This is a genomic window from Methyloglobulus sp., from assembly GCF_040079455.1.
GTDB lineage: Bacteria > Pseudomonadota > Gammaproteobacteria > Methylococcales > Methylomonadaceae > Methyloglobulus.
Map to the genome: position 1 here is coordinate 13921 of NZ_JBEBKJ010000043.1, position 16039 is coordinate 29959.

Genomic DNA, 16039 nt, shown 5'->3' on the forward strand with positions numbered 1-16039 from the left:
GTCAAGCCTGTCAAAATAGTGTAAGCAACATGAATCGTTTGGGCTGAGTCCACCGACTGTATCCAACAGAGCCTTATGTCAGAACTGGGCAGAGATTTCGTAACGACAAGGGTTCATTCTTGCCCAATAAGCGGAGTAAAGCAAGATAATGTCGACCAAATAGGGCTTTCGCCTAACATGAATATCAATAACATCAATATTATTCTATAAAACAAGTTACTAGGAAAGCTTTATAATGTTTACTATAATTACTAACGTTGATTATGATTATAATAATGAAAGATGACGTTAGATAATAATCATGGGGATTTCAAATTGCAGAAGCTTAGGGATAACAAGCCGAATTTCGGCATTATTCTTGCGGTTATTTTTATCTTTACTGCTTTTCCACCTGTTGTCACAGCAATTGAGATAGTCGTTAATAAAACAGCGTCCACTTCGGGGTATTCCAAAGTGGATATCCGCGCTATCTTCACCATGCAAAAAAGGCTTTGGCCAAATAATAAACAAATTAAGGTTTATACATTACCGGATGGCAGCTCATTACATAAAGAGTTTGTCAAAAAAGCCCTTAATATGTTGCCTCATCAGATCAGGCGAGTTTGGGACAGAATGACTTATTCCGGCACAGGAGCCGCACCTATCGAGTTGGAGTCTGAACAAGATATGATTGAAAAAATCGCTACTACGCCAGATTCCATTGGCTATTTAAATAGCAAACCAGACAATGAAAACATCCGTTCATTTGAAGCTCAATAAGCGGCAATGGTTGCAGATCCTTTGCCGCACTTCTTCCATCCTTGGAGGTGGGTGGTTTTTGTTTGAGCAATGTATTATGGATGTGCTTGTGCGTGTCTTTCCTAAAGGTGATGAAAGATGTTTTAAGCTGTTTAACAAACTCGGACAGCTCCTGACAGTTTGTTTGTTTCTTGCTTTCTACAGCACCAGGATTTTTGCAGAATCTAAGTTATTGCCTGATGAAGTCCAAATCCACGGATTTTTGACCCAAGGTTTTTTCCATACGTCTGATAATAATGTTTATGGGCAAAGTGATGATGGGATTAGCCCAGGATTGACAGAAATTGGTGTTAATGCAAGCTATCAACCTTTTAGTAAGCTGCGCTTCGCCGCGCAAGGGCTTTATCGACGGGCGGGTGCTGTTGATCGTGGCAGTGTAAGGGTTGATTATGGCTTGGCTGATTTAACCCTATTTGAATATGACAGTGGTAAAGTAGGCATACGTGGTGGACGCATTAAAAATCCGTTTGGTTTGTATAATGAGACGCGTGATGTCGCTTTTACCCATCCGACCATCTTGCTACCCCAGGGTATTTATTTTGATCGCTCAAGATCGCTAATGCTTTCTGCGGACGGAGGCTCATTTTATGCCGAGCAGCGTACCGATTTTGGCGATTTCAATTTCAAGTTTAATGTTGGAATGCCATCGAGCGATTTGAAAGAAATTAAGACTATCGTCCTCGCCAAACAAAATGCTCAGGGTTCATTTGACACAAAACCAGCTTTCGCCACACAGCTAAATTATGAGCTGAATGGCGGTGAGTATGTGTTAGCCGTAAGTTATATGGATATGGAATTTGACTTTAACCCAGCCCCTGGTGAGTCCTTACGTAGGAGTACAAGCCGCATACAGCCGTTACTGTTTTCCGCGCAATACAACGGTGAAAAATTTACCTTAACGGGTGAGTATGAATACCGATGGAACACGTTTGGGAATTTTGCGGCTTTCGACGGCGGTAAATTTGTTTCGGAAAGTTGGTATGTTGAGGGCAGTTATCGTATTTTGCCAGAGCTACAAACGACTGTTCGTTATGATACTTTTGATATGGATATATCTGATAGAGATGGTGAAACGGCGGCGCTACTAAGTTTCCAAAAGCATAGTGCCTTCTCGCAGGATTGGGTATTTGGTTTGCGCTGGGATATAACGCCATCGTGGATGGTCAGGGGAGAATATCATCGGGTTCATGGCACCGCTTGGTTGCCTCAGGCCGATAATCCTGATCCACAAAAAGGTATACAGGATTGGGATCTGTATGCTTTGCAATTGTCCTTTAAGTTTTAGTTATGGGAAAAAATAGCTTATTTTTCAGTTTACGATGGAAATTAGCTATTCTGTTTGGTAGTGTCTTCTTGGTATTGCAAAGTTTATTTGCATTCGTTTCGTATTTGAATGCTCAGAATAATTTCGAAAATGATCGAAAAAATATTCAGATAAGCCATATCAACATCGCTGAAACGTTAACCAAAGACTCGTTTTCGGTGTTGGAGCAATTTGCAGAACTGATTTCGATCATCAATGATTCATCACGTGATATATCAAAAGAGCAGCATCGTGGAGTTCAATCATTGGATGAAAACTGGTCACGTTGGCAATTTATTTGGGATATTGAAAATATCGTCTTGTTTGATAAACAAGGTACACAAGTTAAGTCCTGGGGTAATCAGTTGATTGATTCAGATGCAACGGTGATGCGCGTCCTGAAAAATGAAGTTCCAGAGCAGCAAATTTTTTGCCCAGACAATTGTTTCCAACAAGCGATCATTCCGGTGATGGGAAAGGCAGAAATTATCGGCGGTATTAGCATAATTCGTCCTTTCTCAGATGTCATTATTAAATATAACGAAGCGACACGTTCAGATATTGGTATTTTAATTCAGGATCATAGTGATAACGCCGAGAATTCATTAGGAAATGGATGGAAATATAAATTGTCCGGCATGACTCAGCCTGAAAAAAATCTGCCTATTTTCGAGTTTATTTCCCAACACCACAGAATTGATAGTTTTTTCAATGCCAGCAAAAGGATAGAATTAAATAAATCGGTTTATGAAGTTCGAGTGCTGCCCATACAACAAGCGGATGCAAGCAATAAGCCACCTTTCTTTTTTTTCGTGGATGATATCACTGCAAATCTTAAACACCTTAACAGCGATCTGAAGCATGTCTGGTTATACGGTTTTATCGGGCTATTGGCTTCGCTGCTGTTAATTCTCCTTGCCTTGCATGTTTCTCTGCGGAGGATTACTAGCCTTTCAGAGGTATTGCCGCTGCTATCGAAGAATCAGTTTACTGAATTTAGGAAACAAATACCTGTAAAAGACAGCTCCAGTTTGGGTTACGATGAGCTGGATAAGTTGAGCTTGACTGCCTTAAATTTAGCCGAGCAGCTTGAGTATTTTGAGCAAGAAATGCGAGGTCATACGTTCAGTTTATTGGAGAAAAGCCAAGAGCTGGGGAAAGAGCGTGATTTCATTCGGCAGCTTGTTGAGTTGGCACCTATCATCATTATCATACAAAAACTAAACGGGATCATTTTATCGATTAATCATGCTGGGGTTGATGGCTTGGAAACAGATAGCCAGACTGTTATTGGTAAAGTATTTGATCTGTTTATTCCAGAATTTGATCAGGAACATCTGACGAAGTTAAATCGTTTACGATTTGGCGAATACGGTGAGCAAGTTCAATTAGATGGGCTCTTAGTTACAGAGACGGGTAAGTTTCGGGATATTTCCTGGCTACATAAACTTTTGCCATCCCAAAAACACGGTGACGAAATGGTCATATTAACGTTGGGCATGGATATTAGCGATCGTAAAATAGCAGAAGCTCGCAATATTAGAATGGCATATTACGATTACCTGACAGGCTTAGGTAACCGACGGAAGTTTCATGAGGAATTCATCCAGAAATTGGCTTCGGCTGAACGTTATGGCTATCAGCTTGCCCTGTTTTATCTCGATCTGGATCGGTTTAAAGAAATTAATGACGCTAGTGGCCATGATGCTGGCGATAATTTTCTTAAGATGGTATCCAATAGCTTGAACGAAACTGTCCGTTCAACGGATTTAATCTGCCGGATAGGTGGCGATGAGTTTGCTTTGTTAATGCCATATGCGGACATGGTTGGTGTGGAGCATATCGCAAAAAAAATTAATTCTATACTTAAAGAGCAAAGTTTCAGTTGTAATGGGAAAACTTACGCTGCCAGTGCCAGTATAGGTGTTGCGGTGTTTCCATTACACGGCGCTACTGTTAATGAATTAATGGCTAATGCCGACTTGGCTATGTATCAAGCGAAAGAATTAGGTCGAGGTCAGCATCATCTGTTCAATCCTGGTTATGATTACCGGAGCAAATCAAACCAGATAGTGCGTTGGCGAACAATTCTTGAAGATGCCATCGCCAATGATAAGTTTATTTTGTTTTATCAGCCTATTCTTACCATTAAGAGCAATAAAATAAGCCATTTTGAATGTTTGGTTCGTTTACAACAAGATGATGGTCAAATTATTATGCCCTCAGATTTTGTTTTTCGAGCCGAAGAGTTAGGTTTAATCGGTAAAATTGACCGGATCGTATTAAAAAAAGCTGTAGAACAACATCTTGAGTTTAATAGGTTAGGCAAAAAATATAAGCTCAGTGTCAATATTTCCAAGCGTTCATTCGATGATCCGACCATTTTTGACGATTTCGCCCAGTTATTTAGTAATCCTGATGTTGATCAAAAAAGAATTATTTTTGAAATAACGGATTCTGCTGCAGTATCCAATTATCAATCAACTAATGTAATGATTAACAGGATAAAAGAGCTTGGTTGCATAATGGCATTGAATGATTTCGGGCTTGAATATCCTTCGCTTCACTATCTGAAAAATGCCCCAGTTGATTATGTAAAAATTGATGGTTCTCTCATCCAACATCTCGATACAAACAATGGCGATAGGGTTTTCGTTAAAGCATTGATCGAGATGGCACACGCCTTTGGTAAAAAAACAGTAGCCGAGTTTGTTGAGAGTGAAGACATCTTGACTATCCTCAAAGAGTTTGGCATCGACTACGCACAGGGCTACCACATAGGTAAACCCAAGGCGATGGAATAAAATTCCTCGTATATCAGTCATCTTTTCAAGGTTTTCCAACGGCTGCGTTACAATAGCAACACGCTGGTTTTCAGTTGAAACAAAACACTCAATTCTATGAAAAAACTAAAGTGTGCCGTGATTGGTGCCGGTTATTTGGGCAAATTTCACGCCCAGAAATATGCCTCATTGCCTGGCTGTGAGTTGGTTGCCGTCGTTGATGTCGATGAAGCTGTAGCTAATCAGATTGCTGCCGATAACGGTGCTAAAGCTTATACAGACTATAAACAGATTCTCGGTAATGTTGATGCGGTCAGCATAGTTGTACCAACCACTTACCATCATGCCGTTGCCAAAGATTTTCTGGCGGCAAGGGTGCATGTGCTGGTAGAGAAGCCAATCACCGTTACCGTTGCCGAAGCGGATGACCTGATTGCTATTGCCAAAGAGAAAAATTTGGTTTTGCAGGTAGGGCATCTAGAACGGTTTAATCCAGCCGTTTTGGGCTTAGAAAAGGACGAAAAACCGTTGTTTATCGAATCCCACCGCCTATCACCCTTTAATCCTAGAGCTAATGATGTCAGCGTCGTCCTGGATTTGATGATCCATGATATAGATATTATCCTGGCGTTGGTGGACTCGGAGCTGGAACGGATTGATGCCAGCGGCACAGCTGTCTTGACGCAAGGCACGGATATTGCCAATGCCCGACTATTGTTCACCAACGGCTGTGTCGCAAATGTCACCGCCAGCCGGATCAGCATGAAAATGGAACGCAAAATGCGGATGTTTAGGCCGAGTTCCTATGTATCGGTGGATTTTCAAAATCGCATTCTGACCAAACATAAAACTGGACCTAAGGAAATGTTTCCCGGCATTCCTGAAATAGTCACCGAAGAATCCGTGTTTGAAAGCGGCGATGCTTTGCTGGAAGAAATCAAACATTTCGTCAACTGCATAAAAACGGGTGAAAATCCCTTGGTTTCTGGAGAAGCGGGACGTAGGGCGTTGGAAACGGCGATTAAGATTTCCCAGTTGTTGGGTGAAAAGTGATGCTACACAGGGGAATTTAGTGGGTTAACACAGTGTAGTAGGTTGGGGTGAGGAACGAACCCCAACGTTTTAGCAATTGATTTGTTGGGGTTCACAAGTTCACCCCAACCTATGAGCTATTGGCGGGCGTTCCCACGCCAGAGCGCAGGAACAATTAAAATTAATTTACAGTCTCTTTTAGTTTCCCTTTAAACCAAACCAATCCCATTTTTTTATTAGAGTTTTTTCACCATATGAGAACTTTTCGCCCTTTGAATTATAACTACTTTTAAAGCCACCTAAACCATCTGGCTTAAACCATTCTTCCACGCCATCAAAATATTTAACATAAGTTTGGTTACCATAATCATCGTATTTGTATTTTATTTCTCTTCCATCACTAAATAATATTCGGATAGGGTTTTCGTTATCATCAAACCAAGTCTTAGTGCCACAGAAATCTTCTTTAAAAATTCTTTTACCCTTCTCATTATACTCGTGCTTACTGTACTCCCAGTCTATGTAACGTGTTCTATTGCCTATTTTGTTAAACCAATGTTCCTCACCATTCGGGCTAAGTATAAATCTTTCGCCTTTCGAGTTAACACCGCCTATATGGTTACCATGCCGATCATTTTCATACCATACTTCTAAGCCATCAACTTTACTATAAATGAGCATATCATTTTCATCATAACCAAAAAGGGAAACACAACCATCAACATCTTTACTACGCACTAACAAACCACATTCGTACCATGTTTCACAACCTGCAGCTTCTTTGATGTAAGTCATATTTGAACTGCTTTCCCAAGGGTCGTCTAAATCTTTAGTGCATATTTTCTTACATTCAGGGTCATACCAACTACATGACTCTGTCCCATCCAAATTTTTATGATATTCGGATTTATATTTGGTGTGGTCATCCCAATTTCGATCTTCTCTATCAAATAAATATTTATCGTTTTTCATTTCTTTATCCTCCTTTTGAGGTTAAATTAATTTACGGAAATTTGTATGACAAGCCAAGTAAGGTACGCACCGCGTACCTTTTAAGTTTACGAGTTAACCAAACCTTCAAAAAGGTATGCGATGCATACCTTACCACTGGTGGCGCAAGCAATGGTCGCCCAGATTCCAGTGTTGAGTTCAGACGGATAGCTTTCAGCTTATGGTATTCAAAGGTTGTGGTGAGCAAAGTGAACCGCATCAATCGAGAAAACGCGAACGATGCGGTTCGTGCCTCACCACATCCTACATTAGCGCAGGTTACGGGTTGAATGGTGTTTTGAGAACTAAAAACTGTATAAGTGCAATTAAACCGTAAACGGAAGCGCTAACACCAACGAAGATCAGAAGGCGAGCTATGGCAATTTTCCACGGTGCAACATAACGAATCCACATCATTGGGACGTTTTGTGCAGGGCACTCGGCACTTCGAACTAACAATAAAGCTGGAAGATCTGCGTTGATAGAAAGTATTTCGATACCAATCTCCTCTTTTGGGGAGAGATTGTCGAAGATCATTATGTGGCGGCTATCCTGATCTGTTTTATGCTCGAAATGTCGTACTGGCCAAAGATTAATATGATCTGGCTTCCAGTTAAAGACTAGTTCAACTTTTGTAGCAGTTTCCCTGCCGGTATTGATGATTCGGATAGAAGCTGTAGACACCTTTTGTGTTGTTTGAAGGACGTTTCCTTCCGTATCGCGAATTGGCTCATGAACTAAGAAAGTGAAAGAGTGTGGGCTAGTCCAAATTAGTTTTGCCTTTCCCTTGATGCCAACATTAAGAAACCAAGTGATAAATGGAACAACGAGGGAAACAATTTCTTTGCCATATTTACTTATGAAATCCATTTATACCCCCTTATCGATTATATCTGTTTAGCCCGTAGGCTGGGTTGAGGTACGAAACCCAGCATTATAATTTGCGTTTTTGCTGGGTTTTCGCGAAGCTTCAACCCAGCCTACAGCTTATCTAAAATATGAAATAAGATACATCTCAAGCCAACTTCTTATACTTCAACCGATGCGGATTATCCGCGTCGCTACCTAAGCGGCGGTGGCGGTCGGCTTCGTAATCTTCGTAGTTGCCTTCAAACCAGACGACATTGCTGTCGCCTTCAAAGGCGAGCATGTGCGTTGCAATCCTGTCCAGAAACCAGCGGTCATGCGAGATGACGACGGCGCAGCCTGGGAAGGCGAGTATGGCATCTTCCAGGGCGCGCAAGGTTTCCACGTCCAGATCGTTGGTGGGCTCGTCGAGCAACAAGACGTTGCCGCCCGCTTTTAACAGTTTAGCCAGATGGACACGATTGCGTTCGCCGCCGGACAGATCGCCGATACGTTTTTGTTGGTCGCCGCCTTTAAAATTAAACCGGCCTACATAAGCCCTGGATGGAGTTTCATATTTTCCGACGGTAATCATATCCAAGCCGTCGGCAATTTCTTCAAACACGGTTTTGTTGGCATCCATATCGTCACGTAGCTGATCGACGTAAGCCAGTTCAACGGTTTTGCCTAGTGTTAAAGTTCCGCTATCGGGCTGTTCCAGACCTGCCATCATGCGGAACAATGTGGTTTTACCCGCGCCATTGGGACCGATAATGCCGACAATACCGCCAGGTGGTAGTTTAAAGCTCAAGTTATTGATGAGCAATCGGTCACCAAAGGCTTTGCTGATGTTGTCGGCTTCAATGACAACATCACCCAGGCGCGGGCCGGGTGGGATATAAATTTCCTGGGTTTCATTACGTTTTTGCACATCCACGGAAGACAGTTCATCAAACCGTGCCAGACGAGCCTTGCTTTTCGCATGGCGGCCTTTGGGGTTGGAACGCACCCATTCCAATTCCGCCTTCATGGCTTTTTGGCGGGAAGATTCCTGTTTTTCTTCTTGTAACAAACGGTTGCCTTTTTGTTCTAGCCAACTGGAATAGTTGCCTTCCCAGGGTATGCCAGAACCCCGGTCGAGTTCCAGAATCCAGCCAGCGACATTATCCAGAAAGTAGCGGTCATGGGTAACGGCAACGACTGTACCTGGATAATCATGCAGAAAGCGTTCCAACCAAGCGACAGATTCGGCATCCAGATGGTTAGTAGGCTCATCCAATAACAGCATGTCAGGATTGGACAGCAATAAGCGGCATAAGGCCACGCGGCGTTTCTCCCCGCCTGAAAGCTTTGTCACATCGGCATCCCAATCCGGCAAGCGCAAAGCATCGGCGGCGATTTCCAGCTTGCGTTCCAGTTCCCACGCGCCTGCGGCTTCGATTTTTTCCTGTAAATCGGCTTGTTCTGTTAACAGCGCATCAAAGTCTGCATCAGGTTCAGCAAATGCGTTGTTGACTTCATTAAAGCGATCCAAAATGGCTTTGATTTCCGCGACAGCTTCTTCAACATTGCCGCGTACGGTCTTAGTGGGATCAAGTTGCGGTTCTTGCGGTAGATAGCCGATGTTGATGCCTTTGAGCGGAATAGCTTCGCCTTCGATATCCTTGTCGATACCTGCCATTATTTTCAATAAGGTAGACTTACCTGAGCCATTTAAACCCAGTACGCCAATTTTTGCGCCAGGGAAAAAGGATAAGTAAATGTCTTTGAGAATATATTTCTTAGGCGGCACAATTTTGCCGACTTTATTCATTGAAAATATATATTGAGCCATAGTTGAGGAATATTTGCTAAGTTAATTAATAGGTTAGAGTCTGGCCTCACCTTATCTTAATGATACAGCGACGATCCAGTAGTAGACTATCTGGTAAACAAGGTTGCCAAGGTCGAATCGGTCTCACCCCATATGATACCTGTAGGACTTTCAGGTGCAAATTAATTGAATGGAAAACGCGCCGCTGCCATGGTGGCAAAGCTGTTGTAAACGGGAATTCGGAGGGATTCACGATGGCATTGCTGAAATGCGGAGGTAATTTTTTGCTACGTTTTGATGGTGGTTAGCGAATAAACAGCAAAAAACCTATCACAACATTAAGTGTGTTAACTAAGACGCGTGTTGGCAGGGGGTTTAGTGTTTAAGCTAACATAATAAAACGCAAGCCAAGCTTATTCGATTAAAATAAGCCGCCTTGGAATCACGTAAGCTAACGTGGACACAAAATCAAGGCCACTAGCCAATCAAGTTTAAGCCTGTTCCATCACTTTAGATTTAACATTCAAAAAACTTCAAACCCTTTGCAGCTCAAAAACCAAAAGATTTTTGAGCGCTTATAACCTAATAGTTAGGCAGGGGTGACGTTCTCAGCTTGTGGGCCTTTTTGACCTTGGGTGACTTCCATCATCACTCTTTGGCCTTCTTTTAGCGTTTTGCGGCCGGAGCCATTAATTGCACTATGGTGAACGAAAACATCTTTGCCGCCTTCCTGGGCAATAAAGCCAAAGCCTTTTTCATCATTGAACCACTTAACGGTACCTTCAACTTGATCTGCCATATCTAACTCATTCAATAATAACGCCAATCTAAGTTGGCTTAACAAAATCCAGTCCACATAGGACGGGTTTAACCTTTAACGCCGAGCAATGGTAGCACTAAAAAGATAACTAGGGCAAAACATTTTGAGCAGCGTTAGCAAGGTTTTAAGGGCAGTCGCAGCCAATAAAAACTTAGAAAAAACATCAATATACCAAAAATGTTCGGATAGGTTCGTCAGATAATGGTTAACAACAAAAATATATTTATAAATAATTGATTATTAATGTGAAAAATAATTTAGCTTCTTGCTAAGACTTATTCTTGCTAATAGGTTTTAAAGTCGGATTAAATCGATCAAAAACTTCGTGCATAAGCAATGCGGAAAGAATTAAAGCGGTTCCGGTGAGCGTATCCTGAGTTAAAGGCTCATGGTTGACTAGATGCCCCAACATCAACGCCATAACTGGAGTCATCAAGGAAATCAGCGCGACACGGGTAGCGGATAAATGCGTAAGCAGGTAATAATACAGCGAAAAACCAATCGTCGTCGCAATCATCCCTAAATAAGCAATTGCCGCGATATTCACAGTGGAAAGCGTTGTAGGCCATTGCCCGTCAATCAAAGTCCAAGTGATTAGATACGCAGGCAGCGCCAAACCCAGTCCGCCTGCAACTTGTGCTAATGCAGGTAAACCAGCGTTAATGCGTTTGATCCACACCGCGCTACCGGAGTGCAATAAGGTTGATACAAATACTCCTGCAATGCCCAGTGCCGCGCTTTCCCCTAACCGTAATGCTGAACCAAACATGATATACAAACCGCAAACCCCTAAGCTATACGCACATAATTTACTGAGCGATAAATACCGCTCCTTGAGCAAAAGGCTCGCCATTAATGCCGTCATCAGAGGAGCAAGGCCGAATATGACTGAAATCCAGCCGGACGGGATGAACTGCGCTGACCAATACACGGCGATCATCGAGCCATAGATTTGCAAGGCCGCTGCCAGATAAGTCAACCAGGCTTTACGGTGCCACGCCAATGACCGCCGTAACACCGCCAACGTTAACAAAATGCACGTCGCACCAATAGCCATACGGCTGGTGACCGCAAACAAAAAGCCTGGGCCTTCACCGCTCCATTTGATGGCGAGCGGTGTGGTGGCCCAGAGCAAAACAACGCTGATGTAAGCGAGGGTGATACGCATTGGGTTAATAATCAGGGTAAACGGGATCGGACTGGATAAGGTGGCAAAAATTCCAAACGAATGGAATTAAACCTAATCAGGATAACCTATCTTCTTAGCAAAACAATCGTCATCATGATTATGTTTACATCTATCCTGTGCCGCCTTATTATTCGTCAAGCCCATCAAACCGATATTTCACAATAAACAAAGGAGTTACGATATGCACCTAAGCGATTCTGAAGTTGATGCCGCTTGCCACTACATCCGTAGGCAAATGGAGACGCATTCCTGGTGGCCTAAAGAAGCCCCTGGGGAAGCCAAACGTGAGTTTGAATTGATGTGTGGGACGGCGTTGTCGCTTAATGTATGGTGTGATCGGTGGTTGGATGAGGGGCAGTGTAAGAAGTTGGAGAGGTCGGTTAGGGGATAAACCATTTTGTTTGCTCACCTAATTTGCCTTTTTTGCCGAAGACGTAGATATTTCGCAAATTTACATATTTCTGGCCAAAGGAACACACATAAAATCGGCGTGAAAAACAAAAATAAATAAGCCAAATTGCTAAAACTGATAACGTGTGAGCCAGATATAACACCTTGAACATATTGTAATATTCCAAGCGACAAATGATATAAAAAAGGTGCGGCAAAAAGCCAACGGATAAGTGTTGAAAGACGATTTACTAATGAAGTCTCGAAGTAATCCCTAAATAGATCACTACCAATTCCTATTATGTATAATCCAAATACAAAGCCGAATAATAACCCAATCCCAAGATAAGGTTTTACCAGGAATGACATGAAACCCATAATTCCAAAGAGTGCCAGATAAGCAAAACTTCCAATTGTTAATGCTACGCCAGCTATTATCAGCGTAACGGCAGAGAGTTTCTTATATGTTTGTGATGTCATAACGTAAGATGCGCCAAATATAGGATTTGCCGAGGTACGAGGCGCATCAATCGAGAAAACGCGAACGATGCGCATCCTTTCGTTCAGCACCCCGAGCCGGACGGGGCATGTTGCCCAATTCGTTTTGATTTAAATATTATTCAGAAATAACAAACGTTTGGGACGGGGTAACATACCCACGTCCCGCGTTCGGAATTCAAGCGCCTTTACCATCAACTAAACTCATGGCCTTAGAGTTTTTACTATTCCGAAAAACCAACGGCTTTTCATCACTCGCCAAACTAGCAGTATCCTTTGCTGAATCAATAGCTTGTTGAATAAGCCCATGTTCCGGCGATTTACTGCATAGGGGATCAGCAATGTACATATCGCCCGTCAATAAATAAGCCTGACAACGGCAGCCGCCGAAATCTTTTTCCTTTTCGTCGCAACTGCGGCAAGGTTCTTTCATCCATTCAAAACCTCGGAAAAAATTGAAGGCTTTGGAATCGTGCCAGATTTCCCCCGAGCCGGACGGGGCATGTTGCCCCGTTCGTTTTAATTCAAATATTATTCATGAATAACAAACGTTTGGGACGGGGCAGCATACCCATGCCCCTCGTTCGGAATTCAAGCGCCTTTATCATCAACCAAAGCCATTGCCTTAGAGTTCTTGCTATTCCTAAATACCAGCGGTTTTTCACCGCTCGCCAAATTGTCAGAAGCACCAGCCGAATCAATTGCTTGCTGAATAACCCCGTGTTCCGGCGACTTGCTGCATACCGGATCGGCCATATACATATCGCCTGTCAACAGATAAGCCTGACAGCGGCAGCCGCCGAAATCTTTTTCTTTTTCGTCACAACTGCGGCAAGGCTCTTTCATCCATTCAAAGCCACGGAAAAAGTTGAAGGCTTTGGATTCATGCCAGATTTCCTGGATGTTGTAATCATTGACATTCGGGCAATCCAAGCCGGGCAAGTCACGGGCGGAATGGCAGGGCAGGGCAACGCCATCGGGCGCGATGGTCAAAAAGGTTGTCCCCCAGCCATTCATACATTTTTTCGGGCGATCTTCGTAAAAATCCGGCACCACGTAATAGATTTTCATCTTGCCGGCGACTTTTTCTTTAAACGCCTGGGCGATTTGTTCGGCTTGTTCGAATTGCTCTTTGGTGGGCAACAATAAATCGCGGTTGGTATGCGCCCAACCGTAATACTGGGTGTTGGCGAGTTCCAGATAATCCGCGCCAAGTTCCTCTGCCATTTCCAGAATTTGCGTCATTTGGTGGATGTTTTCACGATGGATGACTACGCACAGCACCATCGGATAGCCGTGTTTTTTCACTAAATGGGCAACTTCTTTTTTGTGATGGAACGAAGTTGTACCGGCAATATGGTCGTTAAGTTCCTGGGTACTGGCTTGGATACTGACCTGGATATGGTCTAGCCCCGCTTCTTTAAGCTGGATGATTTTCTCTTCGTTCAGCCCATAACCAGAGGTAATCAGGTTGGAATAATAGCCCAGTTCACGTGCATGTTTGACCAGTTCAACCAAATCCTTACGCGTCAATGGTTCTCCGCCGGAAAAACCCAATTGCACCGCACCCATCTTGCGAGCCTCGCTCAATACCCGTTTCCAGTCGTCTGTACTGAGTTCATTAGGGTACTTAGCGTAATCCACCGGATTAGAGCAATACGGGCATTGCAACGGGCAAGCATAAGTCAATTCCGCCAGCAACCAACGTGGAGGCGTTATTTGAAGCGCTTTCGCGTCAAGATTATTGTTGGATCCAGCCATTTTGTAAGGCAACCTCAAGGAAAGCGGTAATATCGTTGGTAAGACCCGTAGTGGCAAATTTTTGTTCAAGCTCGCTGACAATCTGCGCCAGATTACGCACACCATCGCAACATTTCAGGATTTCTGCAGAACTTTGGTTAAGCTCTACCATGCCTTCAGGATAAAGAATGACGGTTTTCTGCTGGGCTTCTTCCCATTGCAAGCGGTGGGTAGGGGAGAAGTTGATGGGTTGGTCGGGGTCGATGGTCATTTGGTAGCTAATTGAAGGGTAATTCTCAAAATGAGTGATAAGTTATCGCGTTTAGAACATTGATTTTGTAGCAAGCGTGCTCGCGTTCATTCGCTTCGTCACGATTAAATTTAAAACCTGTGAAGTTTTTTGGTAAGACGCGAATGGCTTATTCCGTGTATTTTATTGTACATACTTCGTTAATATTATGGGTCAAATTTTTAGTGGTCAGGTTTCGCGTTAGCAAACTCCCGAACAATAGCGCGTTGCTAACAGAGCTTACTGTGCATGATTAAATATAATGGGGAACTCTAAAAATTCCATAATGAATATTGCTAGGTCGATCAGGTAAGTTTTTACAAGAATCCCATGGTACAAAGACTCCTATTAAGTATGGACTTCAAAATGTTAGAATTTGGAAGAAATCTAAAGAATTTCAGTAATTAAATAATAGCGTGGTTTTAATTGCGGTAAATAGGGATTCCTTTAGGTGGTTGACCGATTTTCCAGTCCGATTTACGGCAGTAGAGGTGTGCACTGAGTATGAAAAAGCAAAAGCTGGTTGTTGCGGTATCTTCAAGAGCTTTATTCGATTTGGATGAATCCCATGCGGTTTTTGAAGCACAAGGTAAAGAAGCGTTTTGTCGATACCAGATAGAGCATGAAGATCAGATTTTGGCACCAGGCTATGGTTTTTCTCTGGTAAAAAAATTCCTGGCTATTAATGAGAGCAGCCCTAACGAGCCATTACTGGAAATCATCCTGCTATCCCAGAACAGCGCCGATACAGGCTTGAGGATATTCAATTCCATTGCCCATCATAAGCTCAACATCACCCGCGCTGCGTTCACCAGCGGTGTTTCTCCCTATTCATACATGTCGGCTTTTGGTGCACATTTGTTTTTGTCGGCGAATGCCGATGATGTCGTCAAAACCCTGGATGCCGGTTTTGCGGCAGCAACCATTCTAAGTGGCGCGTCAACAAGCAATCAAAGCCAACAATTACGTATCGCGTTTGATGGCGACGCAGTGTTATTTTCCGATGATTCTGAGCGGATTTATCAGGAGCAAGGTTTGGCAAAATTCGCCGAAAACGAACGGAATGAAGCCAAAAACCCTTTGCCGGGTGGGCCATTTAAGGATTTCTTGGCTAGGTTACACCATATCCAAAAGCAGTTTGACCCTCAACTTTCACCGATTAGGACTGCTTTGGTTACCGCGCGCGCGGCACCTGCACACGAGCGAGTGGTAAGAACCTTAAGGACATGGGATATTCGTATTGATGAGGCGTTATTTCTGGGCGGGATGTCCAAAGGTGCGTTTTTGAAAGCATTTGGCGCGGATATTTTCTTTGACGACCAAAAAGGCCATTGCGAGTCGGCGGCAGTGCATGTCGCTGCGGCGCATGTGCCACATGGGATTACCAACAAAAAATCAAAGCTTTAGTTTTTCCTTCGTTTAATTCTTAAGCAGCCTTGATGTCCGCAATGGCGTCAAAGCCGTCGCCCGTGGTGTAGATGTAAGTGTCGGTGCCTTCCCCGCCTTCGAGGGTGTCGTTGCCCTTGCCACCCTTTAGTATATCGCTGT

Annotated in this window: 14 protein-coding genes and 1 pseudogene; 6 read left to right on the forward strand and 9 right to left on the reverse strand. The window is 43.3% G+C overall.

The genetic code is table 11. The features are described from left to right. Positions 1 to 282: 282 nt before the first annotated feature. The 4 genes from ABL924_RS10570 to ABL924_RS10585 all read left to right on the forward strand — a co-directional run bounded on the left by ABL924_RS10570 (position 283) and on the right by ABL924_RS10585 (position 5937). Complete coding sequence (locus tag ABL924_RS10570; protein WP_349027059.1) at positions 283 to 759, forward strand: hypothetical protein; 477 nt, start codon at positions 283 to 285, stop codon at positions 757 to 759. Then, entirely contained in the window at positions 728 to 2083 is a 1356-nt protein-coding gene (locus tag ABL924_RS10575) for a hypothetical protein (protein WP_349027060.1), read from the forward strand. The genes ABL924_RS10570 and ABL924_RS10575 overlap by 32 nt, the downstream gene beginning before the upstream one ends. Positions 2084 to 2085: 2 nt before the next feature. Beyond that, the gene (locus ABL924_RS10580) at positions 2086 to 4905 is read left to right on the forward strand and encodes an EAL domain-containing protein (protein ID WP_349027061.1); all 2820 of its coding nucleotides are present in this window, start codon (positions 2086 to 2088) and stop codon (positions 4903 to 4905) included. Positions 4906 to 5001: 96 nt separating this feature from the next. Further along, a complete protein-coding gene (locus tag ABL924_RS10585; RefSeq protein ID WP_349027062.1) occupies positions 5002 to 5937 on the forward strand; it encodes a Gfo/Idh/MocA family oxidoreductase in 936 nt (311 codons plus the stop codon). A gap of 177 nt (positions 5938 to 6114) precedes the next feature. Here the strand turns inward: ABL924_RS10585 and ABL924_RS10590 are convergent, their stop codons facing one another. From ABL924_RS10590 to ABL924_RS10610, 5 genes are all read right to left on the reverse strand, one after another. Continuing rightward, positions 6115 to 6888 carry a hypothetical protein gene (locus ABL924_RS10590; RefSeq protein WP_349027063.1) on the reverse strand — a complete coding sequence of 258 codons (774 nt, stop codon included), beginning with the start codon at positions 6886 to 6888 and terminating at the stop codon, positions 6115 to 6117. 297 nt (positions 6889 to 7185) lie between these two features. After that, entirely contained in the window at positions 7186 to 7776 is a 591-nt protein-coding gene (locus ABL924_RS10595; RefSeq protein ID WP_349027064.1) for a hypothetical protein, read from the reverse strand. A gap of 145 nt (positions 7777 to 7921) precedes the next feature. Continuing rightward, positions 7922 to 9586 (reverse strand): energy-dependent translational throttle protein EttA, encoded by a 1665-nt coding sequence (gene ettA / locus ABL924_RS10600; protein ID WP_349027065.1) that lies wholly within the window; start codon positions 9584 to 9586, stop codon positions 7922 to 7924. A 568-nt stretch (positions 9587 to 10154) separates the two neighbouring features. Next, positions 10155 to 10364 (reverse strand): cold shock domain-containing protein, encoded by a 210-nt coding sequence (locus ABL924_RS10605; RefSeq protein WP_349027073.1) that lies wholly within the window; start codon positions 10362 to 10364, stop codon positions 10155 to 10157. Positions 10365 to 10653: 289 nt separating this feature from the next. Next, entirely contained in the window at positions 10654 to 11553 is a 900-nt protein-coding gene (locus tag ABL924_RS10610; RefSeq protein WP_349027066.1) for a DMT family transporter, read from the reverse strand. Positions 11554 to 11755: 202 nt separating this feature from the next. Here ABL924_RS10610 and ABL924_RS10615 point away from each other — a divergent pair, with 202 nt between their 5' ends. Next, positions 11756 to 11965 (forward strand): hypothetical protein, encoded by a 210-nt coding sequence (locus ABL924_RS10615; protein ID WP_349027067.1) that lies wholly within the window; start codon positions 11756 to 11758, stop codon positions 11963 to 11965. Positions 11966 to 11979: 14 nt separating this feature from the next. Here the strand turns inward: ABL924_RS10615 and ABL924_RS10620 are convergent, their stop codons facing one another. The 4 genes and pseudogenes from ABL924_RS10620 to pqqD all read right to left on the reverse strand — a co-directional run bounded on the left by ABL924_RS10620 (position 11980) and on the right by pqqD (position 14473). Next, positions 11980 to 12519 (reverse strand): hypothetical protein, encoded by a 540-nt coding sequence (locus ABL924_RS10620; protein ID WP_349027068.1) that lies wholly within the window; start codon positions 12517 to 12519, stop codon positions 11980 to 11982. Between the two features lie 121 nt (positions 12520 to 12640). Further along, a pseudogene (locus ABL924_RS10625) lies at positions 12641 to 12946 on the reverse strand (pyrroloquinoline quinone biosynthesis protein PqqE); the annotation flags it as partial. A 107-nt stretch (positions 12947 to 13053) separates the two neighbouring features. Next, the gene (gene pqqE / locus ABL924_RS10630; RefSeq protein ID WP_349027069.1) at positions 13054 to 14223 is read right to left on the reverse strand and encodes a pyrroloquinoline quinone biosynthesis protein PqqE; all 1170 of its coding nucleotides are present in this window, start codon (positions 14221 to 14223) and stop codon (positions 13054 to 13056) included. Then, a complete protein-coding gene (pqqD, locus tag ABL924_RS10635; RefSeq protein ID WP_349027070.1) occupies positions 14204 to 14473 on the reverse strand; it encodes a pyrroloquinoline quinone biosynthesis peptide chaperone PqqD in 270 nt (89 codons plus the stop codon). Before pqqD ends, pqqE begins: the two co-directional genes overlap by 20 nt. Before the next feature lie 522 nt (positions 14474 to 14995). Here pqqD and ABL924_RS10640 point away from each other — a divergent pair. Further along, positions 14996 to 15898: a 5'-nucleotidase gene (locus ABL924_RS10640; RefSeq protein WP_349027071.1), complete on the forward strand. Its 903-nt coding sequence runs from the start codon at positions 14996 to 14998 to the stop codon at positions 15896 to 15898. Positions 15899 to 16039 lie beyond the last annotated feature (141 nt).

Excerpts from the sequence above, each read along its gene's own strand:
- ABL924_RS10570 (WP_349027059.1), top strand. The coding sequence starts at position 283 with ATGACGTTAGATAATAATCATGGGGATTTCAAATTGCAGAAGCTTAGG.
- ABL924_RS10575 (WP_349027060.1), top strand. The coding sequence starts at position 728 with ATGAAAACATCCGTTCATTTGAAGCTCAATAAGCGGCAATGGTTGCAG.
- ABL924_RS10580 (WP_349027061.1), top strand. The coding sequence starts at position 2,086 with ATGGGAAAAAATAGCTTATTTTTCAGTTTACGATGGAAATTAGCTATT.
- ABL924_RS10585 (WP_349027062.1), top strand. The coding sequence starts at position 5,002 with ATGAAAAAACTAAAGTGTGCCGTGATTGGTGCCGGTTATTTGGGCAAA.
- ABL924_RS10590 (WP_349027063.1), bottom strand. The coding sequence starts at position 6,888 with ATGAAAAACGATAAATATTTATTTGATAGAGAAGATCGAAATTGGGAT.
- ABL924_RS10595 (WP_349027064.1), bottom strand. The coding sequence starts at position 7,776 with ATGGATTTCATAAGTAAATATGGCAAAGAAATTGTTTCCCTCGTTGTT.
- ettA (WP_349027065.1), bottom strand. The coding sequence starts at position 9,586 with ATGGCTCAATATATATTTTCAATGAATAAAGTCGGCAAAATTGTGCCG.
- ABL924_RS10605 (WP_349027073.1), bottom strand. The coding sequence starts at position 10,364 with ATGGCAGATCAAGTTGAAGGTACCGTTAAGTGGTTCAATGATGAAAAA.
- ABL924_RS10610 (WP_349027066.1), bottom strand. The coding sequence starts at position 11,553 with ATGCGTATCACCCTCGCTTACATCAGCGTTGTTTTGCTCTGGGCCACC.
- ABL924_RS10615 (WP_349027067.1), top strand. The coding sequence starts at position 11,756 with ATGCACCTAAGCGATTCTGAAGTTGATGCCGCTTGCCACTACATCCGT.
- ABL924_RS10620 (WP_349027068.1), bottom strand. The coding sequence starts at position 12,519 with ATGCGCATCGTTCGCGTTTTCTCGATTGATGCGCCTCGTACCTCGGCA.
- pqqE (WP_349027069.1), bottom strand. The coding sequence starts at position 14,223 with ATGGCTGGATCCAACAATAATCTTGACGCGAAAGCGCTTCAAATAACG.
- pqqD (WP_349027070.1), bottom strand. The coding sequence starts at position 14,473 with ATGACCATCGACCCCGACCAACCCATCAACTTCTCCCCTACCCACCGC.
- ABL924_RS10640 (WP_349027071.1), top strand. The coding sequence starts at position 14,996 with ATGAAAAAGCAAAAGCTGGTTGTTGCGGTATCTTCAAGAGCTTTATTC.